This window comes from Hymenobacter citatus, from assembly GCF_014333615.1.
GTDB classification, from domain to species: domain Bacteria; phylum Bacteroidota; class Bacteroidia; order Cytophagales; family Hymenobacteraceae; genus Hymenobacter; species Hymenobacter citatus.
In genome coordinates, this window is the sequence record NZ_JACSCY010000003.1 from 357,497 (window position 1) to 382,720 (window position 25,224).

Below are 25,224 nucleotides of genomic sequence, written 5' to 3' on the forward strand. Positions count from 1 at the left end.
CCATTCGTCGTGGGGTTGCCCGCCCCGGCGGCAAACTCTAGGGTAGGCGTCTGAGCCTGTACTACAGCGGGAAGTCCCAAGGGTACTAGTCCCAAGACCCACGCTAAGAATCGTAAGGTTGTTTTCATATAAGTGAATGTGTGGTGTGACTGTATGAAGAGTGGGCAGAAATGAATTTCATGCCGTTAGCGCTGGGCTAAACGCTATAACAAACCTACTTCCGACTTTAAAATTATTTGGAACATTTTCGATAAAAGCGCCTTTTCTCTCGGCAAACATTCGCTTTCATTTAGAGACTCCGTTTCTAATAATTGGAAATACACGATCTATGCCAAAAACCATCTTACAAGCTTATAGAGAGACTTTTGACTATACGAATTAAAAGCGAACCTGTATTTCACCTTTATAAAAAACACAAATTTCAGCCTACCTACCACTTGATCAATTTTATAATTATATCAATATCATATATAAATCACTTCATATAAAATTTACAAATTATACTTCCTGACACCGGTTATTACCCTACCCCATTCGTGGCGATAATTCTACCTATTGTCTTATTCTGCTGCCCAGGTTTAAGCACGTCTATTACCGCTCCACTCAGTTGCTTTTTTGCGTATACACAAAGGGCCCCTCTGTACCAGAGGGGCCCTTTGAATTCCAGAATGAGCTATGTTATTCTTTTATGAAGCGCAACTTGTAATGAGCTGCTTCACTCTGCACATCTACTAGGTAGGAGCCAGCTGGCAACTGGGTTACCGGCAGCGTAGCTACGACTCCCCCCTCTACAGAATAAGAAGCAACCGCACGACCCGTCATATCCAATACCCGCACTTGGTAGTTACCAGTAGTAAGGCCACGTAGATCCAGCTTCGTGCTAGTAGAAGCGGGATTCGGGTAGAGGGTAGGTGCTACTGTAGCCACTGCCGCAAACTGCACTGTACGCACTGGCGACAACGACTCTGTGCCATCCTGATCTACCTGCCGCAGGCGGTAGTGCAGTTGCCGGGCCACTTGAGCAGCGTCTCCATCCTTGAATTGGTAATCGTGCGCAGCAGAGGTAGAGCCATTGCCTTTCACGGAGCCCACAGGTACGAACGCCACGCCATCTACGGAGCGCTCTACTACAAAGTGGTCGTTGCTCTTTTCCGAAGCCGTACGCCAATTCAGTACGGCATTCTGCTGCACCGCCTTGGCCGTGAAGCTCACTAGCTCTACCGGCAGCGGATTCCCGCCAATGTCAAAACCCACCGCTTGCGAAGTGATACCACCGTAAGCATCCGTGGTAGTCACATCGACAGTATATGCACCCGACCGAAGTTTGTTACGGTCGGCCACAAGAAGCTGACCCGTTGTTGGGTCTAGCGTCAGCCCCAGGGCGTTGAGCTGCTCAGCACTCGTCTGGTTTGCTACCGTGGCTTGGCGAATACCATTGTCTGTCACAGCTTGCGGAGTAGCAGCATTATACGCCCCACCATTCACATCAAACGCTGTCGCAAGCACATCGTTATTTTGATAAGGGGTAGCGTTTCCCTTCACTGCGGTTTTCGTGTATCGCGTCGCGTTATCCTGCCCTACCGTTAGTGCATACAGTGCGGGAGCTGATACCGTGTTTTGGTTATCAGTTGCCACGTATGAAAAGAATACGTTGCCAGTATAAGTAGCCAACGGGTCGAAGGTAAGATTCCCAGCATCTGATGCCATTACCAGTTGCTCTGTTGCTACTGGGCTACCATTCAGATAAAGGGTTCCTTGGCTTGCAGTAGGCAATGATTTAATGGTGTAGTATACAATCGAGCCATCAGCATCACGACCTTTCAGAGGGGCAATTGCTAGCTGCCCAGCCGTGTTGCCCTGGGGAGTCTGCATGACATTGATGGTAGTATTAGCAACTGGGGCCTGGTTAGCCAACGCAGTGGTTTGCGTAGACGTATTGTCGCCCGGATTTACGTCGACTGTAGTTGCAGTCAGGTTGCTGGTTACGCTGAAACCGGGTGTGGGCGCGATGAAGGTTAGACTGTTCGTTACCACCCCGGCTACTCCAGCAGCCTGCGCAGCAATGGTTGCAAAGGTTACTTCGTTGCCGCTCTGCGTAGCTCCCACTGGTAGCGTCACTGCGGTTGCGCCAGCAGGCAACAGTACTTTCTGTGTCACATCTGTGGCCGGCGAAGGGCCGTTGTTGAGTGTTACAACATTATAGGTTACCAAAGCGCCAGGTAGCGTGGCCGCCGGACCGCTTACCTTCGTCATTACATCGGCGCGGGCTTCGATGGCTACGCTGGCGGTGTAGTAGTTATTGGCAGGCGTTGGATCGGGATTACCAGTTAATACGCTAGCACGAGCTACCAGCGGACCATTACCTGGTGCATTCACCGTAATGGTGCGAGTACGGGCGGTAGCAGCTGCTTGCGTACTCAGGGTAGCAAATGTCACAACGCCTGTTTGCGGGTCGTATGAGCCGTCTTCTACTAGTACACCTGTTAGGCCAGCAGGAAGGCTCACCAGTTGCACTACGTTGGTAGCAGCCGTGGTAGTGCTGGCATTTGTCGTTCTCACGGTGAATACTACTGCCTGTCCAGCCGCTTGGCTTACTACATTGGCTGCAATAATGGTTTGCTCATCCACTGGCTCTAGGGCTGTTGTAGACACCTGCGTACTGATAACTGCCGTATTGTTGCCCAGGCTAGGGTCGTTGGCACCAGAAGCCGTTGCCGTCGTAGCAAACAGCGTGAGCTGAGCTACATCAGGGGTCAGGAACGTGATGGTATTTGCTAGCGTACCGGCTGCCCCCACTGCCTGGTCCGTTACGATGGGGAAGGTTACGAGGCCCGTAGCAGCGTTGTAAGTGCCGCCGCCAGTAACTGCTACACTGCTTAAATCGGCGGGCAGTTGTACGGTCGTTGTCTGACCTGAGGAAAGCGACGGCCCGTTGTTAGTTGTTGTTACGATGTAGGTAACGGGGTTACCCACAACGGTGCTCGTCATGCCCGCCAAGAACACGGCCACATCAGCATTGCGCTGCGTAGCAGTAGTAGCCTTCGCTGTATTGTTGCTCGTGTTGGCATCTGCCGTAGAGGAGCTAACGTAGGCTGTAGCAACAAAGGAGCTGCTAGAAGGTGCCGTAAACGTGATGGTGCTCGTCATGGTGCTACCTACGGCCTGACTGGCCACAGCAGGGAACGTGATAACCCCAGACGTGGCATCGTACGTGCCTGTGCCTGCATTTACCCCCGTCAAACCAGCCGGAATCTGTACTGTCTGCACTACGTTGGAAGCTGCCGAAGGGCCATTATTCGAGGTAGTTACCGTATAGGTAACCGATTGCCCGGCTACCGTCGACTGCGGCCCTTGCAGAGCAGTAGCAACATCAGCCTGCGGCGCTATAACGACTGCCGTGGCAGCCAGGTTATTCCCAATCATAGGGTCGGAAGTAGCTGAGCTGGTGCTGGCCAGGGCCATTACCGTCCCAGCCTGCGGAGCGGCTAGGGTAATTGTGCGCATTTCGGCAGCTCCACTCACTGGGCTCATTGGCGGGAAGGTTACTGCGCCCGTTGTAGGGTCATAGACACCGTTACCAGTAGTCTGTACACCTGTCATACCGGGAGGGAGCAACACGCGCTGCACCACATTATTGGCAATAGCAGGGCCATTGTTGCCCGTCATCACCGAAAAGACCATCGGAGTCCCAGGTGCCACATTTGCGTCTGGTACCGATATACTGGTATAAACGTTTGCAAGCTCTGTAGTGGCAGGAGTTACACTGGTAGGAGGCGCTGTAGTGCTGTTGTTGTTCGTGAATAGGTCGCCGGCGGTAGGCGCCACATTGGCCGTTACGGTGAAGTTGCTACTAGGCGCCGCAAAGCTGATGCTATGGTTTACCGTTGTACCGTTCGCCAGCGTAGCCAATGGCGGGAATGTTACGATACCCGAGTTCTTATCGTATGTACCGTTGCTAGACACGAACACGCTGCTCAGGCCGGCCGGCAGCTGCACGTATTGTATTACGTTGCTAGCAGGCGAAGGTCCGGCGTTGGTAGTCATCACCATAAAGGTTGTGAGCGAACCCGCTACCGTAGTGGTCGGACCATTGAGGCTGGTGGCCAGGTCGAATGTTGGCGTAATGTTCAGCGTGCTGGTTGCTGCGTTGTTCGCTGTCTGCCCAGCTTCGTAGGTACTAGTACCCATAGTAGCTGTAGCCGTTACTGGCCCAATAGCCGGCGCGGTAAACTTGATAGACGAGCTGGCTGTGAACAAGCTAGCCAGGGCCGCATTGTTGTTCGGGAAGGTGTACGTCACAATACCCGTTGCACTGCTGTAGCTACCTGTTACACCGTTGCTGGCCATTACGATTACCTCCTGCAAACCGCTGGGCAGCTGTACTTGAGCGACGGGCGTCGCTGCCGCATTAGTGCCAATGTTAGCAAGGTTCACGTCAAACGTGCCTGTTTGCCCAGCCGTTACAGGGTTGGTAGGCGTGGTGATGGTGATGGCCACATCGGCTGTCACGTTTAGCGTGGCCGTAAGGCTAGCCTGGTTGGGAGCGACGCTCACGCCCTCGGCCGTTGTCGTGCTCACGTTGCTGAGGAGCGTCAGCGTTCCTGTTTGCCTGGGCGCCGTGAAGCTGAATTGATATGCGTTGCTGGCCCGCCCATTCAGGGTAGTGACATTGCTACCAAAGGTGATAATGCGGGTGTTTGGATCGTAGGTAGCCCCGTTCGGAGTCTGCACGCTGGTTACCCCTACGGGTAGCGTAACGGTCTGCGTCAGCCCCTCCGCCGTTCCCAGGCCCGTGTTTGTGAACGTAGCCGTATAGCTACCCGAGGGCTGCCCAGGATTTAGCAGCGCAGGTCCGGTTAGCGTTGTGGTTACATCTGCGGCGCAGGTAGTACCCACAGTACTGTTGGCAATGCTGCCACTGATTTGCGTGTTGCTCACACCCGACAGGCCAGGGGCAGCGCCAAAAGCACCACCGCCCACTGTAGTACCATTGGCACCAGCGGCCGTCGATACGGCAGCCACTGCTCCGTTGGCCAATACCACACCGCCACCGCCACCGCCACCGGGGCCGTGGTAACCAGCTGTGCCACTACCGGTATTTGCACCGCCGTTACCGCCATCTGCGGTCAGGGTCACTTTGGTCAACCCAGCTGTATTAACGGCAGTCAGCAGGATAGACCCGCCGGCACCGCCACCACCATTACCGTCGTCTTTCACGGCACTGCTGGCTGCTGCTCCATTGGCAACCAATGTGCCTGTGCCACTCACGGCACCCGTGCGCACCATAATAATACCACCACCATTGGCACCACTACTAACTGTACCATCGGTGGCGTTGGTGTTCCCGTTGTTGGTACCGGCTCCGCCGCCGCCGCCCAGCAGTAGCCGGCTGCTGCTCGCCTCTACTACAGCCGCACCCGGTTCACCCCCAATAGCTAGGTTGCTGGAGAAGTTGTTGCCGCCGCGGCCACCGGCCCCACCGTTGGCACCACCGCCACCACCGCTATTGTCCACGTTGTTGTTGCCGCCGCCACCAGCGTTGCCAGGCGCCCCGCGACTGTTACTACCATTAGGGTAGCCGTCTGCGGTGTTGGTTACTAGCGTAGCGCCGTTGAACACATATTGCGGCGTGCCGGCAATGCCTTCACCTTTTTGCGCGTTGTTGTTGGAAGCAGCCGTGGTAACGTACGACAGGTCGTTGCCATTAGCAGTGGTCTGCACACGGCCCGCCCCACCCCGGAAGCCTGCTCCCGTTGCGTTTATCGCGAAGCCATTCAGATTCAACGTACCAGCTACATCGAGGGCCAAGATACCGCCCGTGCTACCATTCCAGGGTAGGGCGCTGATGGTAGTGCCCAACGTTAGGTTGCCATACTGCGGCACCCGCACCACCTGAAAGCGGCGTTGCCCGGCAGTGCTGCTAGCAGGAGCGTTCTGGTATCCGTTCCTGAGCGGAGTGGCTAACTGAACGGTACCACCAGCGGCTGCCGTAACAGCAGTTTTTGCCACAACATACTCATACGTACCGGCCGTGAAGCTGGCATTGCTCAGGTAGCCGCTTGCAGGCCCACCCGCTACGCCGTCGCCGTAAGCATCGGTGTTGGTAGCGTTGATGTCGGCACCCTGCATCTGAATAACCAGCAGCAGGTCGCCGGCTGCAATATCAGTTTTGGTAGTACCTGTAGCAGCTTCTACGACAATAGAAGTCGCCCCTACCGTCAGCGTTTGAGCGGCGCGGCTGGGGTAGTACGTATCGGGGTTTACCAGCAGGCCAGCCACCGAGCCATCTTTGCCCGGAGTAGCGCAGGGTGCTGGTGCACCACTGGCTCCCGTTGGCGTTACAGGGATGGTATAAGTAGCCGGAGTGGCGTCCTGCACATCGGCATCATCAATAGCTGTGTAAGTGAAGCTCACTGGGCCGGTTGCCGTTACAGCCGGATCAAAGGTGAGTTGCGCAGCCTGCGCGGGCGTCAGGTTCTGGCCGGCAGCAGCGGCAGTGCCATTTACATATAGAATACCCTGCGTGGCCGGGGGTACTGTTACCAGCTTGTACGCCTTCAATGTGCCATCTACCGTGGCGCTTAGGGTGCTGATGGGTAGTGTGCTGGCGCCATTTGACATACCAGCCGTCGTCACATCATTTGCAACGGGCTCTATCCGGCACCACGAGATGCTCGGAATACTGATTACTTGCTGCTCACCGCTCGACAGCAAACCGGCGGCCGTCGTCGCGTTCCGATACACAATGGTAAACGATGTAACGGGGCTATTGAATGTCACATCAATGGATGCACCATCTATAGCCGAGTTACCATTACCGCTCGTTTTGCCGGCAGCGGTGTTGTTGGTGATAGTTACGTGCGTATTGCTTCCGCTATTTGCCAGCGCCAGGGTAGGCAGCACGGTAGCGCCGGAAGATGAAACGCCGGAAAACGTTACTTCATCGGTATAGCCCGAGCTTAGCGCAATCCCTACAACACCAGGATTAAATACCGCATCAATGTCCCGCACTCGCATCGACAGGCCCGATACAGCCCGGTTGAAGGTGTAGGTAAGGGTAGAGGAACCGTTGAGATACTGCGCAGACCAAGACAGCCCTTTTTGCCCATTCAGCGAGCTTATGGACAAGGTAGTAGCATTGTCATTTGTTGAGCTGTAGCTGGTGCCTACCCGCGTGAAGGAAGTGGTACTGGGCACCCCTTCAGCGGGGCGGTTTTTCCAGCTTTCACCGTTCGTGCGCGCAGTGTAGTCTAGCGTGACGGGGGCAGTCGTACACGTTTGTCCCAGGGCCGGCAACAGCCCCGAAGAAGCCAAGACTGCAACTAGACCCAGTAAGCGTAAGGTTGCTTTCATGTAGTGAAAAATTCCTGTGAAATGCGAACTAATGGAGGGATGCTTAGCGAATCACTCAATTGGATTTAATTCCAATGAAGTCAAAATGGGAAGGTTTACTGAAAGAACACCAGCAATTATTCAGTCTCGGCGAGGTTTACAGAATGAGTTGCCTAAACGCATTGCGGGTATCTACCAAATACAATTCATTAGATATCAACCAGAATAATTAAATACAACTTTTCTATTTTTGAATCATGCCGAATCATTTTAGGAATAGAGTAATAACCTACTTACTGTATTCTGTATAGCGACTCGTCAAAGCATTCTAAAATTTATTATAAAATGCTTTTTTTCAGCATTTTATAACCCATTATACAGCGCTCAACTTTACGAATATTAAGCCAACTTACTCCCGTAAATCAATCAAAAGCTATCAACTTGGCATAATCGCATTTTGTCACTATTCCGCTTCGTCAATAAGCTGCTAAAAGCTAGTTTTAATTACTACTGCCCGAGATATGCACTTTAAAAAATATAATATACTTTACTCTATATACTTATTTTAATGACACTAGTACGGTTCAGCTTAGTAGCACATTTTATAATTTTACCAATATATTGTATACAAAAAAAGCCCTACTCCACACACGGTGAAGCAGGGCTTTTCGCAGAATGTTACTGCGTTATTTTTGCGGGTAGGAAGGGAGTAGTGGCATTACAGCAGAGCCCGACCGCGCACGGCTATTAATGCCTGCAATTCGTGGTTGAAATCAGTGGCGCGGTTTAGCTCCTCCAGATCCAGATGTAAGCGATATTTCCAGAAGTGCTGCGGGTTGGCTGGCACGTTGATCTGCTCGTCTTGTGGGTTTTCGCGACGCAGCTCAGAGTTGAGAGCTAGCAGATCTTGTAGCGGGAAAATGGCCCACATGGCAGGTGAGTGCAGGTGTTGCGCCACAATCTCGCGGGCTACCCATGGCTCGCAGTAATACGGTGCCTGCTCGCCCCAGTGGCCCAGCGTATTCTCGAAGAAGTGTTGGGTTTTCTGGCGGTCTTCTTCCCACCAGCCGCGCAGCGTACTCATATCGTGCGAGCCGGGGCTGACGACGGAGAGATAGGGCGCCGCATCGGGGTGACCGAACTCTACATTGGGGTCGGAGGGCATGCGCTGGATGTTGAGACCCAGGATACCGAGCTGCTTCATTACGCCGGGCACCGAGGCGGGCACCATGCCCAGGTCTTCGCCGCAAATCAGCATGTTGGTGGCGTAGCGCACGGGCGGCAGCTTAATCAGGCCCTGCTCACGCCAGAACTCCTCGTTGCGGCCGTAGAAGAAATTGATGTAGATGTCATCGTACAAGCGGCGGCGGGCTTCGTCACCGTCCAACTCGCGGAAGGAGTAGGTTTTGTTGAGCGTGATGCGCGGGTGGTAGTAGTCGTTGCCGGCGGGTAGGAACAATACTTCGTTCACTAGCTGGTACAGGCCCGTGCGCAGCCACTTGTAGTGGTCGGCGCTGTGCGGCTCGCGGGTTATCTTCTCGTCGATATACGCCTCAATCTGCCGCTGCGAGGCCACGTGCGGCTTTAGCTGAATGGCGCCGTAGCCGGCATCGTCCATGTACTCGTCGTACACGGCCTGGGCCTGGTCGTGGAAGATGTCTTGCAGCATGTGCCACCGAATGTAGGGCATGCACAGGCGGCCATAATCGAACCAGCCCAGGCGGCGCTCAATCTCGTCGCGGTGCAGGGGTAGGGCCGGCGCAAAGTGCCCCAGCAGGCCCTCCACGGAGTTGCCGGGCATTTCCCAGATGCGGAAGAAACCCAGGATGTGGTCGATGCGCAGGGCGTCGAAGTAACGAGCTAGGTGGCCCATACGCTGCTTCCACCAGGCGTAGTCGTCCTCGGCCATGCGCTCCCAGTTGTAGGTAGGGAAGCGCCAGTTTTGGCCGGTGGTGGAAAAATCATCCGGTGGGGCGCCGGCCTGGCGGTCCATGTGGTAGAGCTCGGGCTGGGTCCAGGCATCCACGGAGTGGCGGTAGATGCCGATGGGTAGGTCGCCCTTGAGCACTACGCCCCGCTCGCGGCCGTAGTTCACGGCGTCGAGCAGCTGCTTGTCGAGGTGGAACTGGGTGAAGAAGTGCACGCCGAACTCGTCGAAGTCGGGCTGGGTCTGGGCCGTGAGGGCCTCCAAGTCGTGCGGGGCGCGGAACTCCTGGGGCCACTGCTGAAAATCGGCCGTGCCAAACCGGTCGCGCAGGGCAGAAAAGGCCGCGTACGGCACCAGCCAGCTATGCTGTTCCTGCAAGAAGGCTTTGAAGGCCGGATCGGCCAGGAATTTCTTTTTCTCCTGCTGGTAGAGCTTCTTGATGAACTTCCACTTGGCGTTCATCACCGGCTCGTAGTCCACAAAATCCTTGGCGTTCAGCTCCTCGCGCAGGCGGTCCAGCTCGGCGCGGTCGGCGGGGTCTTGCAGCTCAGCAATGGCATCGAGGTTGAGATACTGCGGGTGCAGGGCAAACACCGAAATGGCGGCGTAGGGGTAGCTGTCCACCCAGGTGTGGGTGGCGGTGGTATCGTTGATGGGCAGCACCTGCACCAGCTGCAGGTTGGTGCGCACGGCCCAATCCATCAGCAGCTTCAGATCAGGAAACTCCCCTACCCCCAGCCCCTGCTGGCTGCGCAGGGCAAACACCGGCAGCGCCACGCCGGCCCCGCGCCAGTGGCCGCTGGTGTAGCGGAAGTTTTCGTCGGCGCGCACGCGCAGGGTGTGCTCCTGCTCGGAAGGCGGCAGCACGCGGTCTTCGCCGGTTTCCAGCTGCACCATGGTTTGGGTGGCGGGGTCCCAGATGCCATACTTATATAAAGCAATGCGGTCGGGCTGGGCCAGGGTTACGTCGGCGTGCCAGGTAGGGTAGTCAGCATCCGATAGCACCAGCGCCTGTTTGGCGTCCCAGGCGCCTAGGGCCGCATCGGAGCCCAGCACGCACACCTGGCAACCCGAGGGCACGCGCGGCGCGGCCAGTTGGAAGCGTACCACGTTGCTGCTGGTCACGCCCTCCGTGGCAGCCTCGGCCGGCGCGGGGGTAGGGCGGCGCATCAGGGCCTCGGTAAAGGCAGCCGTAAACAGCTCATTCTCGGGCTCGGCGGGTGCTCGCCAAAAGTCGTGCAGCAAAATGCGCTGATACTGCCCCTGCTCGTACTTGAGGGTACGGTTGGGTCCCCACTCCCACTGTTGGCTGCCATCCTGCTGATTCAGCAATACATACTTATAGGTAACCGTGCCGCTAGCGGTATCGGGCACCGTGATTTCCTGACTCCAGGTGCCCACGGCGGGGTCGAAATGCAGGCTTAGGGCTTGGTCGAGGTTCCAATTGCCCAAACCGGGCTCAGAACCGCACACCACCAGGCGTTGCCCCCAGGCAGTGAAGTAGGGAATAGAAAAACGGAGAATCATACGCAGCGCGTGAGGTAGAAAAGAAAGCGAAGGGTTTGATAGGACGCACGGGTAGGGGCGCGTGGCACGCGCCCGCCGATGGGCTACAAAGGGTGTACGGTCAAATCGGCCGCGAAGCTACAGCATTTGTTAGCTGATGCCAACGCTAGGCGGGGCGGCTACGCCCTACCCAGCAAACAACGGTGGGCGCGTGCAACGCGCCTCTACAGGCAACGCCGGGTGGGGCAGCGCAACCTCGCAAAACCAGCAACGACGGGCGCGTGCAACGCGCCCCTACGCGCCCGCCTACGACGCTAGCCAACCTAAGGGGGTAGTTTTGCGTTGGTTATCTCGATTCAATCTCTATTTGCCTATTTCCCTTGCCTACTTTCGCCCGTCGCATCCTTTACGGTATCCTTGGTCTGCTAGCCTTTGTGCTACTCCTTATTATAGGAGTGGTCGTTGCTTTGCAATTCCCGGGAGTGCAGGATTTTGCCGCCAACAAAGCAGCGTCCTACCTGCAAAACAAGATTGGCACGGAGGTGCGCATCGCTAAGTTTCGCACCGATTTCAAGCACGCCATCAGCCTGGATGGGGTGTATCTGGAAGACCAGAAGGGCGATACGCTGGTGTCGGTGGGGCACTTGGGGGTAGACCTGGATTTGTGGGCCCTCACCAATTCGGAAATCAACCTTAGCTCGTTGGAGCTGAACGACGGAACCGTACACATCACCCGCACCGAGCCCGATAGCGCCTATAATTTCGACTACATCACGGCGGCTTTTGCTACCGGCGATACCACTACGACTACCCCTGCCGATACCACGGGCGGCTTCAAATACAACATTGGCGATGTGCGCCTCACCAACATTTTCCTGACCTACCAGGATCAGGTAGATGGCATGAACGTACGTAGCCGGGTAGGCGAGCTGGCGGTGAACATGGACGAGGTGGACGTGGACAAGTCTATTTACCGGGTTGGTGATGCTAAGCTAGCTCGCGCTGCCTTCAACATTCGGCAAACCAAAGTAACGCCGGACACACCCTCTGAACCGCTCACGCTCACATTCGACCTAAACAAGGTGAACCTGGATACCGTGAGCTTGGTGTATCAAGATGACCCTTCGGGGCAGTACATCAACACGAAAATCGGGCAGGCAGAAGTGACTGCCGACAATATCGACCTGATCAACAGCCGGGTAGCGCTGAACTCGCTGGTGCTGAAGAACAGCAGCTTTGCTTACGCCCAGAACAAAGACGTACCTACGGAGCAGCGCAACCTCAACCCGGCTGAGGCGGTGCGTGACCTGGATAGCGCCGTGACGCAGACCACCGGCGACTCGACCAGCTGGGCCGTGACGCTGAAGAAATCTGACATCAGCGGCTTGGACGTGAAGTTCGACAACTTCAACGAGCCCAAGCAGAAAACGCGCGTGCCAGCCATGGACTACAACCACCTGGATTTCACGGACCTGGCTTTGCAAACCAACAACTTGGTATACACCGAGAACAGCACCACCGGCCGCATCAACGAGCTGAAAGGCAAGGAGCAAAGCGGCTTCCAGATCAACCACGCCGAGGCCGACGTGATATTCGACTCGGTGCAGACGCGGTTGGATAACCTCGACCTCGTAACGCCGCACACCCGCATCCGGCGCACGCTGGCCATGGGCTACGAAAGCCTGGGCGGCATTGCCGACGACATTGCCAACCTCAAGATTGAGGGCGACCTGCGCGAAACCCGCATCGGCTTCCGCGACATTCTCTACCTCTACCCCGACATTGCCAGCACCCCACCCTTCACCACCGGCCCCGACCAGTCGGTGCTGATTAGCGGGCAGGTAGACGGCCGCGTAAGCGACATGCGCATTCGCAACCTCAACTTTGTGGGCTTCCGCAATACGCAGGTGGTAGGCAGTGGCCGCATTCAGGGCCTGCCCGAAACGGACCGCCGCCTCTACGCCGATTTTGACGTGCAGAAGTTCACGACTACGGCTGCCGATATCAAGAGCCTGGCCCCTGCCGGCACTATTCCGGCCGGCTACTCCCTGCCCCCTAATATTGCCGTGTCGGGCACCTTCAAGGGTAGGCCCACCGCCATGGTGTTTGATACCAATTTGAAGGTGCAAACCACCTACGGCAACGCTACCGCCGTGGTGAATATGGAAGCTGGCCCGGCTGGCCGGGAACCGATTACGGCCCGCTTTGCCGTGCAGAATTTCAACGTGGGCAAGGTGCTGCGCGACCCCACCATTGGTAGTGTAACAGCCACTGGGCGCTTCAACGGCCACGGCCTCGACCCCAATACCATGGTAGGCCGCCTAGTGGCCGACGTGCAACGGGCTGGTTACCAAGGCTACGTGTACCACGACATCAACGCGGTGGTAGACATCGACCGCAACAAATACGACATCACGGCCCGCAGCGAGAACGACGCCAACCTGGCGTTTACACTGGACGGGGTAGTAAACCTACGCGACGCCAACAACCCGGCGTACAGCTTCAACACTAACATCAAAGGCGCCAACCTCACCAAGCTGGGCTTCTACACCGGCGGTGATTTGCGGGTGCAGGGCAATCTGAATTTCGACCTGAGCGGGGCCAGCGCCAATACCATCAATGGCACGTTCTCGGGCCAGGATGTGGCCATTGTGCTCGACAACCAGCCCATCGTATTCGACCGGTTGCAGGGCAAAATTGTGCAGCAGCCCGGCAATACCTCGCTGAATCTGGATTCGAACGTACTGGCGGTAAACCTGCAAGGCAACACCCCCCTCGGCGACCTGGCCACGGTACTGCAAGAGCACATCGACCGGTATTTTGACTTGCCAGGCGTGCGCTACCGGCCGGGCGGCCCCGTGCGGCAGTTCACCTTCGATGCCAGCCTGCTGGATACGCGCATTGCCACCAACATGGTGGATGGCCTTACTACCCTGTCACCCTTCAAGCTGACGGGCAGCTTCGACAGCCGCGACGCTGACCTGACTATGAACGCCCGCGTGCCGGTGATTGTATACACAGGCTACCGCATGGACTCGCTGCGTCTGAACGTGTCGTCGGATCCACAAAAGCTGGACTACGCCGTGCGCCTGAATGCCATTACCCAAGACACTACACTGCGCCTCCCCTACCCCACCCTCACGGGTAGCATTGCCGATAACAAGGTAGGCACTCACTTACGCATGGCCGAAAAAGACAGCACCACCAAGCTGGACCTGGCCGGCGTGTTGCAAGTGTTAGAACAGGGCGATGCATACTCCTTCAGCTTCGACCCCAAGCTGGTGCTCAACGACCAGCAGTGGACTGTGGCACCCAATAACTCCATTGCCTACAATGTGAACAGCGGCGCCATCCGGGCCGAAAACGTGAACCTGAGCCAGGGTAACCAGTTAATTGCCCTGCAAACCCTACCCGGCGCCGACTATCCGCTGCAAGCCCGCCTCCAGAACCTCGACCTGAACATGCTGGCTACGGCTGGCGGCTTGCAGGACTCGATGGTGGGTGGTACGCTGAACGGCGAGGCCGTGGTGCGGGCCATCGGGCAGCCGCGCATGGCCTTCACAGCCGATGCGAACCTCAACCAATTTGCCTACAACAAATCGGTGGTTGGGGATGTGTCGCTGAAAGCCACCAATCCTACCGCCGACCGCTACGAAGTGGACGCCCGCCTGACCGGTGGCCCCAACAACAACGACGTGCGCGCTACCGGCGCCTACCTTGCCAGCGGCGCCCTGGACATGAACGTGAACGTAACCCGCCTGAACCTGGCTACCGCCGAGCCCTTTGCGGCCGGCGAGATTAAGGACATGAGCGGCTACCTCACGGGTCAGATGAGCATTGCGGGTACTACCAGCGCGCCCCAGATTCGGGGTAGCCTGAACACCAACGACGCGGGCTTCCGCATCACCCAGCTCGGCTCGCCCTTCACTTTGCCCAACGAAAGTCTGGTGTTCGACGACCGGGGCATTCGGTTCGACAACTTCACCATTCTGGACTCCTTGCGCAACAAGGCAGTAGTAAACGGTTACGTGCTCACGCAGAACTACATCGACGACTACCGCTTCCAGCTTCGGGCTACTACCAACGATTTTATTGCCGTGCAGAGCACCGCCAAAGACAACGAGCTATACTACGGTAAGCTGGTGGTGGATTCTGATACGCGCATCACCGGCGACCTGAATCTACCCCGTGTGCGGACTACCGCCACCGTAGTAGACCCCTCGGCCCTGACGGTGGTAGTGCCCAACGACGAAGCCGGCAAGGTAGAGAGTGAAGGCATCGTGCAGTTTATCGACAAGAGCGCGCCGCTGGATACCATGCTGGCCCGGCAGGTGCAGGTAGACTCAGCCCAGACGGCTGCGGGCTTCGACATTGCCGCCACCATCACCATCACCGACGACACGCCGTTTACCATCGTGATTGACCCCGTGACGGGCGACAACCTGCGCGTGCAGGCTGCTGGTACCTTGAATACTGCCATCGACCCAGCCGGCACCATCACGCTCAGCGGGGCGCTGGCCGTGAAGCAGGGCCAGTACCACATGTCGCTCTACGACTTGGTAGAGCGCGACTTTGAAATTGCGGAGGGAAGCACGATTGTATGGAGCGGCGACCCCTACAACGCCCAGCTGAACGTATCGGCCATCTACAACATCAAGGCGGCGCCCTCGGAGCTGCTGTCGTCGCAGGGCACCAACTCCGACACGGACAAAAACCTGGCCCGCAACACTATACCCTTCCGCGTATTCCTGAATGTGAAAGGCGAGATGCTGAAGCCTCTGATTGATTTCGATATTAAGCTACCGGAAAATAATAGTTCTCCGCTGCGCCCACAGATTGAAAACCGCTTGGCGCAACTGCGGCAGCCCAGCGAAACCAGCGAGCTAAACAAGCAGGTTTTCTCCCTGCTGGTGCTAGGCCGCTTCATGACCGACGACCCCTTCCAGTCTACCGGTGGCGGTAGCATTGTGGGCGACCAATTGCGCGGCTCGGCTAGCCAGGTGCTTACGCAGCAACTCAACAACCTGACGGGGAGCTACCTCTCCAACTTGGGGGTAGAGCTGGGCGTAGACTCGCAGAGCCAGTTTGATAAAGCCGGCAACCAAAGCACCCGCACCGATTTGAACGTAGCCGTGCGCCGCCAACTACTTAATAATCGCCTCACCGTTCGCCTGGGCACTGATGTACCGTTGGCCGGTGGCAACCCCGCCTCGCAGGGCAACCAGAGTGTCAGTAACTTTGGGGGCGATGTGAGCATCGAATACAACATCCTGGCCAACGGCCGCCTGCGCCTGCGCGCCTACCGCAACAACGCCTACGGCGACATCGACGGGCAGTACGTGCGCAACGGGGCCTCCTTGATTTTCCAGCGCGACTACCAGAACCTGGCCGACCTGTTTAAGGGCATCGACAAGGACGTGAAGCAGGAAACCAAGCAGCGCCGCCGCCAGGATAAAGAAGAAAAGAAAGCCGCTCAGGACTCTACTGCCACCCGCAATGCCGCGGCACCCGCCCGCCGCGACTCTACCCGCACAAGTGCGCGTCGTGACTCGGCCCGCACCCGTACCGTGGCCCGGCGCGACTCTACCCAGCGGTAGCGCACCGGTGCCCTGGCGCTATCTTCGCGCTTCATCTGCTCCTTGTTTTCGCCTCTTATTTCTGCCTTTTGATTCGTTTTTCTTCCCCGATAATGTCCCGCTTCTCGTTTCCGCTCTCGGTGCTGGCGGCCTCGCTGTGGCTGGCGGTGGCCGGGTGCAGCGGCACCAAATTCATTCCCGAGGGCTCTAAACTCTACACGGGCAGCACCGTGCAGGTGAAGTCGGACGCGCCCATTCCCAACGAAAGCGAACTAACTACCCAGCTAGAAGGCGTGATTGCGCCCAAGCCCAACAGCTCTATTCTGGGCCTGCGGCCCAAGCTGTATTTCTGGCACATGGGGGTAGGAAAAGAGAAAGGCCTGGGCCACTGGCTGGCAGATAAGTACGGCGAAAAGCCCGTGCTGCTAGCCGAAGTAGACACGCAACGCGTGCAGGACCTGATGCGAAACCGCCTCAACAACAACGGCTACTTCAAACCCACGGTCACCAGCAAAATCGTCACGAAGGACCAGACCGCTTCCGTGGACTACACGGCCAACGTGGGCAAGCCCTACCGCATCAAGGAAATCCACTTTCCCGACCGCGACACGCTGCTGGACGCCGCTATTCGGGCCACGCAGCCGGGCACCCTGCTAAAGGTAGGCGAGCCGTATAACCTACAAACGTTCATCAACGAGCGCACCCGCATCGACGCGGCCCTCAAAAACCAGGGCTACTACTACTTTACGCCTGATTACATTCTGTTTCAGGTAGATAGCACCCTTGACAACGAAGCCAACGTGTACGTGAAGGTGAAGGGCACGATACCGCCCAAGGCAGCGCGCCCCTACGTGCTAAACCGCGTGAGCCTGAACACAGACTTCAAGCTCTCCGACACTACCACCAACGTGCAGCCCATTATGTACCGGGGCTATCGGTACTACCCCGATGAGTCGATGTTTCGGGCCAAGGCCATTGCCAACGCCGTGTTTCTCTACCCCGACAGCATTTACCGCCGCCGCCGCTCCGACCAGACCCTGGCGCGCCTGATGAGCCTGGGTACGTTTAAGTACGTCGATATTCAGTACCGTCCGGCCCGCAACGTGCCCGACTCGGCCGAGTACGGCCAGCTGAACTCCCTGGTGCGCATGACGCAGGTGCCCAAGAAGTCGCTGCGGGCCGAGTTGCAAATGAACGTGTCGAACATCTTCACCGGGCCAGCCTTGGTGGTGGAGTACCGCAACCGCTCGGCCCTACGCGGCGCCGAGCAGTTGATTGTCAATGCTACGGCCTCGGTAGAGCAGGGGAAGGGCACCCTATCGGGCATCACCTCCACGCAGTATGGTTTGGATGCGAGGCTGCTGGTGCCGCGCCTGATTACGCCTCCGTTTGATATTCGGCTGCGCAACTCCGACTTTCAGCCGCGCACATTCTTCAACGCGGGCTACAAGCTGGTGTCGCGCACCAAGTATTTCCGGCAGGATGTGTTCAACCTGGGCTATGGCTACTCCTGGAAAACCAAAGCCACCAACGAGCAGCAGCTGCAACCCATTGATTTGCAGTACAACCGCCTGAGTAACACAGAAGCTGTCTTCGACTCCATTCTGCGTGAACGGCCTTTCTTGGCGCGCAGCTTCCGGCAGCAGTTTATCTTGGGTAGCAGCTACACTTACACCTACAACCAGCAGGTGCTGGACAACAAGCGCAACCAGATCTATTTCAGCGGTGGCATTGGCTTGTCGGGCAACCTGGCCTACCTATTCCAGAGTTTGGCCGGCGCCAACAAAACGCCCGTAGGTGAGACAAATCCACGCGATGCCTACACGCTGTTCGGCCAGCCGTACTCGCAATACACGCAGGTAAACCTGGAGTTCCGCGACTATTTCCGTGTGTCGCCCGACCCTACCAGCGGCAACAAGTTTGCTACCCGCCTGCTGATTGGGGTAGGGATGCCCTACAAAAACTCCGACGTGTTGCCCTACCTCAAGCAATACGGTATTGGCGGCCCTAATAGCATCCGGGCCTTCAACGCCCGCGGCCTGGGCCCCGGCACCTACCGCACCACCGATGCCGAGCAGGGCGGCTTCTACGACCAGGTAGGCGACATCAAGCTGGAAGCCAACGTAGAATACCGCCAGGACCTGTTTCCCTACGTGAAGGGCGCGCTGTTTGTAGACGCCGGCAACGTATGGCTGGTAAACGCCGACCCCAGCCGCGTGACCTACGACGAAAACGGCAACCCCGATGGCTTGAACGGTCAGTTCAAGTTCAACACCTTTATGAAGCAGCTGGCCGTGGGCGCTGGTGCTGGTATCCGCATCGACGTGCAATTCTTCGTGATTCGTCTGGATGCGGCTTATCCGTTGGTGTATCCCTACAAAAACGTGGATTTAAGCATACAGAACCCAGCTTATCCAAATGATCCTACCCGCAACTTTATATATTCTAAGCAGAAACCAGGACTCGATGCTGTTAAACTGAACATTGCCATCGGCTACCCCTTCTAGCATAGAGCAGATCTGTGGGAAGCTGATGCGCAGCAGTTCCTGCTTCCAGCCTACTTATCTCAACTAGCTTCGTGTTTTGCGAGCATCCAGCAAAGGCCAACTATTACGGTAGTTGGCCTTTGCCATTTATCAAAATATCATGGCGCAGCTAAGCATCCGTTTGACGGAAAATACGGCACGAGTAGCCTTTCAATTTATACCATGGAGCGCTCGGCCTGCCACCAGAGTGCTTTCCTGCCCCTTCAAGCCTACGTGTTGCCTAAATCGATATAAAATATAATTATTTCTACAATACGTCTTTTTTTTCAATCAAGTATTTATTCAGCATTCATCTTCTTAAAACAAGTTGTGCGGAAGTTGAACTACTACAATTACTCGACGGACTGCACATATTACTGGCTGGTTGATTTTCATCGATTACAAGCGCTTATTTGACTTGTAAGACACTCAATAACACACATCTATAAATTAATTCACAAAGTCCAGCAAGTTACAATGGGATAAAAATATTTATATTTATTATACAAATACTCCCTTTATATTCGCAGACTTCACTGCGCCCCCTTCCTTCCTTTCCAGTTACCATTGCCTGCTTGCCTGGCTTGGCACCGCCTTGCCTTTTTTGAACCTTATACCTACTTCACTCCCCCACCAACCCTCAATCTGCTTGTGTATGGATACACTCTTACTCTTTCGGAAAGGACTTCTACCACGCACAGTCCACAAAGGCTGGCTGGTATTGCTCCTGAGCTTATGCAGCGCCGTAAGTGCGTTTGCCCAAGCCGCTACCGTCTACACCGACAAGGCCGACTACCTACCCGGCGACGTGGTAACCATTGAAGGTAACGGCTGGCAGGCCGGCGAACAGGTGAAGCTGGAAATCGACCACTCTACCATTTCGCACGGCAACACCGTCCTGTCGGCCACGGCAGACGATAACGGGCACATTCTGAACACGGAGTACGTCATTCAGGATATTCACCTGGGCGAATCGTTTACGCTGGCTGCTACGGGGCTCAGTTCGGGGCTAACGGCGCAGACGGCGTTTACTGATGGGAATGTCATCAGCAGTGTTACGATTAGCTCTCAATCGCCTGCTTCTATAGAGCGTGGCAGCTATGCAACATACAATGTGACGGTGATTTCGACTGGAAGTACTCCAAACGGTACATCAGTTAAATTAACTACCCCTATTCTTCCAAAGAATGTTACTGCTAGTTTTTCTAGTCCGACCGTCAAGATCGGTAAGGGCAGCGATGCCACCTCAATACTTACTTTAACTTCAGGCTCATCCACCCCAATTGGAACAAATGACTTCACTGTAACGGCGACATCCGGCACTGATGTGGCAAGTGCTTCTTCAACTTTGGTAATTACATCGGTAAGTAATACGGCACTTACTGTAAGTGCAGCTTCAGGCACGTATGGAGGCACAACCACGCTGGTAGCTACGCTTACCGCGAACAATACAGGCGTAAGCGGAAAACAAATTTCCTTTAAACTCAACAACTCCTCTGTAGGCACGGCTACTACCGATGCGACTGGGGTGGCGACGCTACCAAACATCAGTATTGCTGGTATCAATGCTTCGTCAACTGCTTATACCGGCTATGTTGCAGCTAGCTTTGCCGCCGAATCAGGCTACGCCACCAGTTCGGGTACGGGTAATTTAACCGTTAGCAAGGCCAATCAAACAATTACCGTCGCTACTGCAGCGCCAGCCAGTGCCACGTACGGCAGCAGCTTTACCGTATCGGCTACCGCAAGTTCGGGGCTGCCTATTACTTATGCTAGCACCACGCCACTCAGTAATAGTGGGCCTGCTTATACAATGATCAGCGGCACTGGCACTGGAATCGTAAAGTTCATCCAACCCGGCAATGAAAATTACAACGCCGCTCACGAAGTAACAGCTACTGTAGCCGCTACTAAGGCTAACGCAAACGTAGCCGTTAAAGGATACAGTGGGGATTATGACGGACAGCCGCATGGCGCGACCGGCACCGCAACCGGCCTCAATAGCGTTAATCTGAGTAATCTGCTTTCATTCGGCGCTAGCTTCACTGATTATCCTGGTGGTAATGCTAATTGGTTGTTTGCAGGAGATGATAACTATAACAGCAAGCAAGGAACGGTAGTTATTGCCATCCATCAAGCTGTTCCAACGTTTACCTGGGCACCTCTTACCGCTATTTCCTATGGCACAACGCTAGCCAGTTCCCTCAATGCCGTAGCAGAGGTGAACGGTACTGCGGTAGCCGGCACCTACGTATATAAGCAGGGAACAACGGTTGTAACGGATGCTACCCTGCTCGACGCACAAAGTGCAGCCTACCCACTCTACGTCTACCTCACTCCTACCAGCAGCAACTACACGGCGGTCATTGGCATCAATTCTTTACTGGTGCAGCAGGCCGATCAGCTCATCACCTGGGCTCAGCCCGCCGCTATTCCGTACGGCACTGCCTTGACAGAAATCCAGCTGAATGCAAGCGTGGCGGGCGTAACGGGAGGGTCGGCGCCTGGCGCGCTGACCTACTCGCCCGTCGCTGGAGCAGTACTCGCGGCCGGCCCGCAGACCCTGCGCGTCACGGCGGCCGCAACGACCAACTATAAAGAGGCGACTAAATTGGTGACGCTGCAAGTCAACCAAGCAGCGCAGACGATTTCCTTTGCTTCGCTACCAGATAAGACGTTTAATGACGCTGATTTTGAGCTGAGTGCTACGGCCAGCTCTTCGCTACCTGTCAGCTTTACCGTCTCGGGTAGCGCCACGCTACTCCCCGACGGCCATACCGTGCACCTCACCGGCGCGGGGCCCGTAACGGTGACATCTACGCAGACCGGAGATAATAATTACTTAGCAGCTCCATCTGTAAGCCATGAGTTTACTGTTAAGAAGGCCACTACTACACTGTCGTTTAATAACTTATCGCAAGTCTACACTGGCTCTCCGCTGGCACCGTTAGCGTATACTTCTGACCCAGCCGGACTGGGCGGCATAAGCATTAGCTACAGCCAGAATGGCAGCGATGTACCTGCGGCCATTAACGCCGGCGACTATTCGGTGATGGCCACCCTCAACAACCCGAATTACGAGGCCATGCCAGTCATCACGGGGTTCACCATCCAAAAAGCCGCCGCTACGGTTACGCTGGACGCGCTGAGCCACATCTACACTGGCAAGGCACAACCTGCCACGGCCACTACGTCGGCTGCCGGCTCCAGCAGCTTCGCCATCACCTACAATGGAGCCACAACACCGCCCGTCAACGCTGGGCGATATACAGTGGTGGCTACGCTGCTGAACGACAACTATGAGGGCTCAGCCTCGGGCACGCTGGTGATTGAACCCAAAGAACTGACCGTAACGGCTGATAATCAGCAGAAAGAATACGGCGACCAAAACCCCGCGCTGACGGTACGCTACAATGGCTTTGTCGACACTGAAGACGCCACTGCTCTACCCACCGCACCCGTGGCTACTACCACAGCCACCCAGAACAGCGGCGTGGGCTCCTACCCCATCACCGTAGCCGGCGGCAGCGCCGTCAACTACCGTTTCACCTATGTAGCAGGAACGTTGGCTATTCGTCAGGCTGAGCTGACGGTGACGGCGAAGGCTGCCACTCGCGAATACGGCGACTTAAACCCCACCTTTGAGGCTACCCCAACGGGCGGGAAAAACGGCGAGAAGTTTACAACAGGTGGCACTACTACGGCTGACCCTACCTCGCCGGTGGGCAACGGCTACGTGATTACGCCAACGGTGAGCGGCAGCACGCTGGACAACTACACCGTGAAGCTGGTAACAGCTACCCTCACCATCACGCCGGCCACGCTGACGGTAACGGCGAACAATCAAACCAAAGTGTATGGTGAGGATAACCCTACCCTCACTGGCAGCATTAAGGGGCAAAAGAACAACGAGACGTTCGAGTTTGGCGCTTCCACTACGGCCACGGCTAGCAGCCCCGTTTCCGGGCCCGGCGTTAGCTACGGCATTGTGCCTACCGCCAAGGGCGCTACATTCAGCAACTACAATGTGCACACTGTTGAGGGAGTACTCACCATCACGGCCCGGCCTATCACTCTTACGGTTGACGCAGGCCAGACGAAGGTATACGGCGACAACGACCCTGCTACTTTCACCTACACCGTGGGCGGTAGCGGCCTGGCCCCCTCCGACGTTTTTGCGGGTGCACTGACGCGGGCAGCGGGCAACAACGTGGGTGCCTACGCTATTGGACAGGGCACGCTTTCCATTCAGAACAGCACCACCAAGGCTTCTACCATCGGCAACTACACCGTCACGTACACGTCGAGCGACTTCGCCATCACACCCAAAGCCGTGACGGTGACACCTCTGGCTGGTCAGAGCAAAGTATACGGCACCGCCGATCCAGCGCTGGCCTATGAGAAGGTGACCCTGGTCGGCAACGACGCCTTCGCGGGTAGTCTGGCCCGGGAAGCAGGCTCGAAGGTGGGTAGCTACTCGATTTTGCAAGGCACGCTGGCCCTGAGCAACAACTACACGCTTCGCTTCACGGATGGGGTGAAATTCAACATCACGGCCCGCCCACTGCTCGTGACGGCTACTAGTATCAACAAGGAGTTTGATAACACTACCGCCGCTACCGTCACGCTGGCCGACAACCGCGTGGCCGGCGACCAGCTGACGACGGCTTACGCCAACGCCGCCTTTGCCGACCCCAACGTGGGCATGGGCAAGCTCGTGAGCGTCACGGGTATCAGCATCAGCGGGCCCGCTGCGGACAACTACACCGCCAATGCCAGCACCAACACTACGGCGGCCATTACGGCGGCCACCACCAAGCTCACGGTGGTGAGCAACGGCCCGGTGCAATACTCCGACCAGGTGACGTTTACGGCCACTGCAACGTCGGCTACGGCGCAAACGGTGCTCAATGCTACGGGCGGCACCGTGGAGTTCAAGCTGTCAAACAGCGCAGGCACTGCTACCGTGTCGCTGGGTTCTTCGGCCTACCCTGCCGACTGGAACAATGGCATCGTTACGAAGTCGTTCAAGATTGTGCAGCCCGCGGGCACCTATACGGTAGCAGCTGTGTTTACGCCTGCTTCGAGCAATCTGGCTGGCGTTACGAACACCACTGCCGGCATGCTAGTGGTTGACGCGGAAGATGCAGAGGTAGCGTATGCCGGTCTGGAATACTTCGGTACGGCTAACTCGACCTCCAACCTGGCAAAAGTGGAATACATTGCCACTTTCAAAGACAAAGCCGATAACTTCCCGGGCAACATCACCAAGAGCACCGCAGCTTTCAAGGAAAGCGCCGGAACGCTGCTGTTTGGCCAAACCTTCCCCGTATTAGCCCTCAACGCTGCCGATTTGACGGCGGGGGTAGGCCGCAGCGGCGTACGAGACGTTACGCTGAACAATCAGGAGATGAGCTACGGTGGCAAAACCTTTAATCTCATCACCGAAACGCAGGGCACTGCACAGGGTACCTACTACGCCGGCAGCACCCCCGACTATACCCTCATTACCATTGCCGTGCCCGGTCAGGACTTCGTGAATGGTGGCGGCAATACAGTCGTTGCGCAGTCGGGGGGCACGTATATGGCCACGGCCGGCTCCAAGATGAACTTCGGCTTCACGATGAAGTGGAACAAGAGCGGCAAAAACATTCAGGGGCAGGCCACCGTCATCTTCCGCCGATTGGTAGGGGATGTATGGCGCACGTACCAGATCAAAAGCAGCGCCATCAACACGCTGGGTACTTCTTCTACCACGGCCGGCAACCAAGGCGACTTCAACACGAAGGCCAACCTCACCGACATCACCGACCCGCTGAACATCGTCAACATCGGCGGCAACCTAGACCTGTCGGTGCAGGCCTTTGAGTCGACGGTAACGGGTGGCGCGCACAAAATTGGCGTTACGCTCCGCTCCTCTTCCGGCGAGCTGCTGTTCTCCAACAACTGGACGGGCACCAAAACAGCCATGCAGGATCTGAAGGGCGGCAAAATCAGCGTGCGCAGCAGCACTAGCCTCAGCGCCACTAGCACCACGCAAAGTGTAGTAGTAACCGACGGCAGCGCCGCCGCAGCCACCGCGCAGGCCGGCAAAAACTCGCTGGAAATCTACCCCAACCCGCTGGTTGACAACGGCACTATCCGCTTCCAGGCCCAGAAAGCCGGCCGCGCCCAGGTGGTGGTCTTCGACGGCCTGGGCCGCCAGGTAGCCACGCTGTACGACGGCCAGGTAGCCGCCGGCGAAGAGCAGTCCGTGTCCTTCTCGCGTGCTTCCCTACCCAACGGGGCCTACTTCTTCCGCTTGCTCACAGATGGTAGCGTCGAAAATAAGCGCGTAATCATTGCCAAGTAGCAGCGC

General features: G+C 56.5%; 5 protein-coding genes. 3 read left to right on the forward strand and 2 right to left on the reverse strand.

Going from position 1 to position 25,224, the window contains the following annotated elements:
- Positions 1 to 678: 678 nt before the first annotated feature.
- Both H8B15_RS05760 and H8B15_RS05765 read right to left on the reverse strand, forming a co-directional pair.
- Positions 679 to 7,353 carry a T9SS type A sorting domain-containing protein gene (locus H8B15_RS05760; protein ID WP_187318719.1) on the reverse strand — a complete coding sequence of 2,225 codons (6,675 nt, stop codon included), beginning with the start codon at positions 7,351 to 7,353 and terminating at the stop codon, positions 679 to 681.
- 697 nt (positions 7,354 to 8,050) lie between these two features.
- Positions 8,051 to 10,786 (reverse strand): 4-alpha-glucanotransferase, encoded by a 2,736-nt coding sequence (locus H8B15_RS05765; protein ID WP_187318720.1) that lies wholly within the window; start codon positions 10,784 to 10,786, stop codon positions 8,051 to 8,053.
- A 359-nt stretch (positions 10,787 to 11,145) separates the two neighbouring features.
- Here H8B15_RS05765 and H8B15_RS05770 point away from each other — a divergent pair, with 359 nt between their 5' ends.
- From H8B15_RS05770 to H8B15_RS05780, 3 genes are all read left to right on the forward strand, one after another.
- Entirely contained in the window at positions 11,146 to 16,362 is a 5,217-nt protein-coding gene (locus H8B15_RS05770) for a translocation/assembly module TamB domain-containing protein (protein ID WP_187318721.1), read from the forward strand.
- A 92-nt stretch (positions 16,363 to 16,454) separates the two neighbouring features.
- Positions 16,455 to 18,848, forward strand: a complete 2,394-nt coding sequence (gene tamL / locus H8B15_RS05775; RefSeq protein WP_187318722.1) for a translocation and assembly module lipoprotein TamL — start codon at positions 16,455 to 16,457, stop codon at positions 18,846 to 18,848.
- A gap of 673 nt (positions 18,849 to 19,521) precedes the next feature.
- A complete protein-coding gene (locus H8B15_RS05780) occupies positions 19,522 to 25,218 on the forward strand; it encodes an MBG domain-containing protein (RefSeq protein ID WP_187318723.1) in 5,697 nt (1,898 codons plus the stop codon).
- Positions 25,219 to 25,224: the final 6 nt, after the last annotated feature.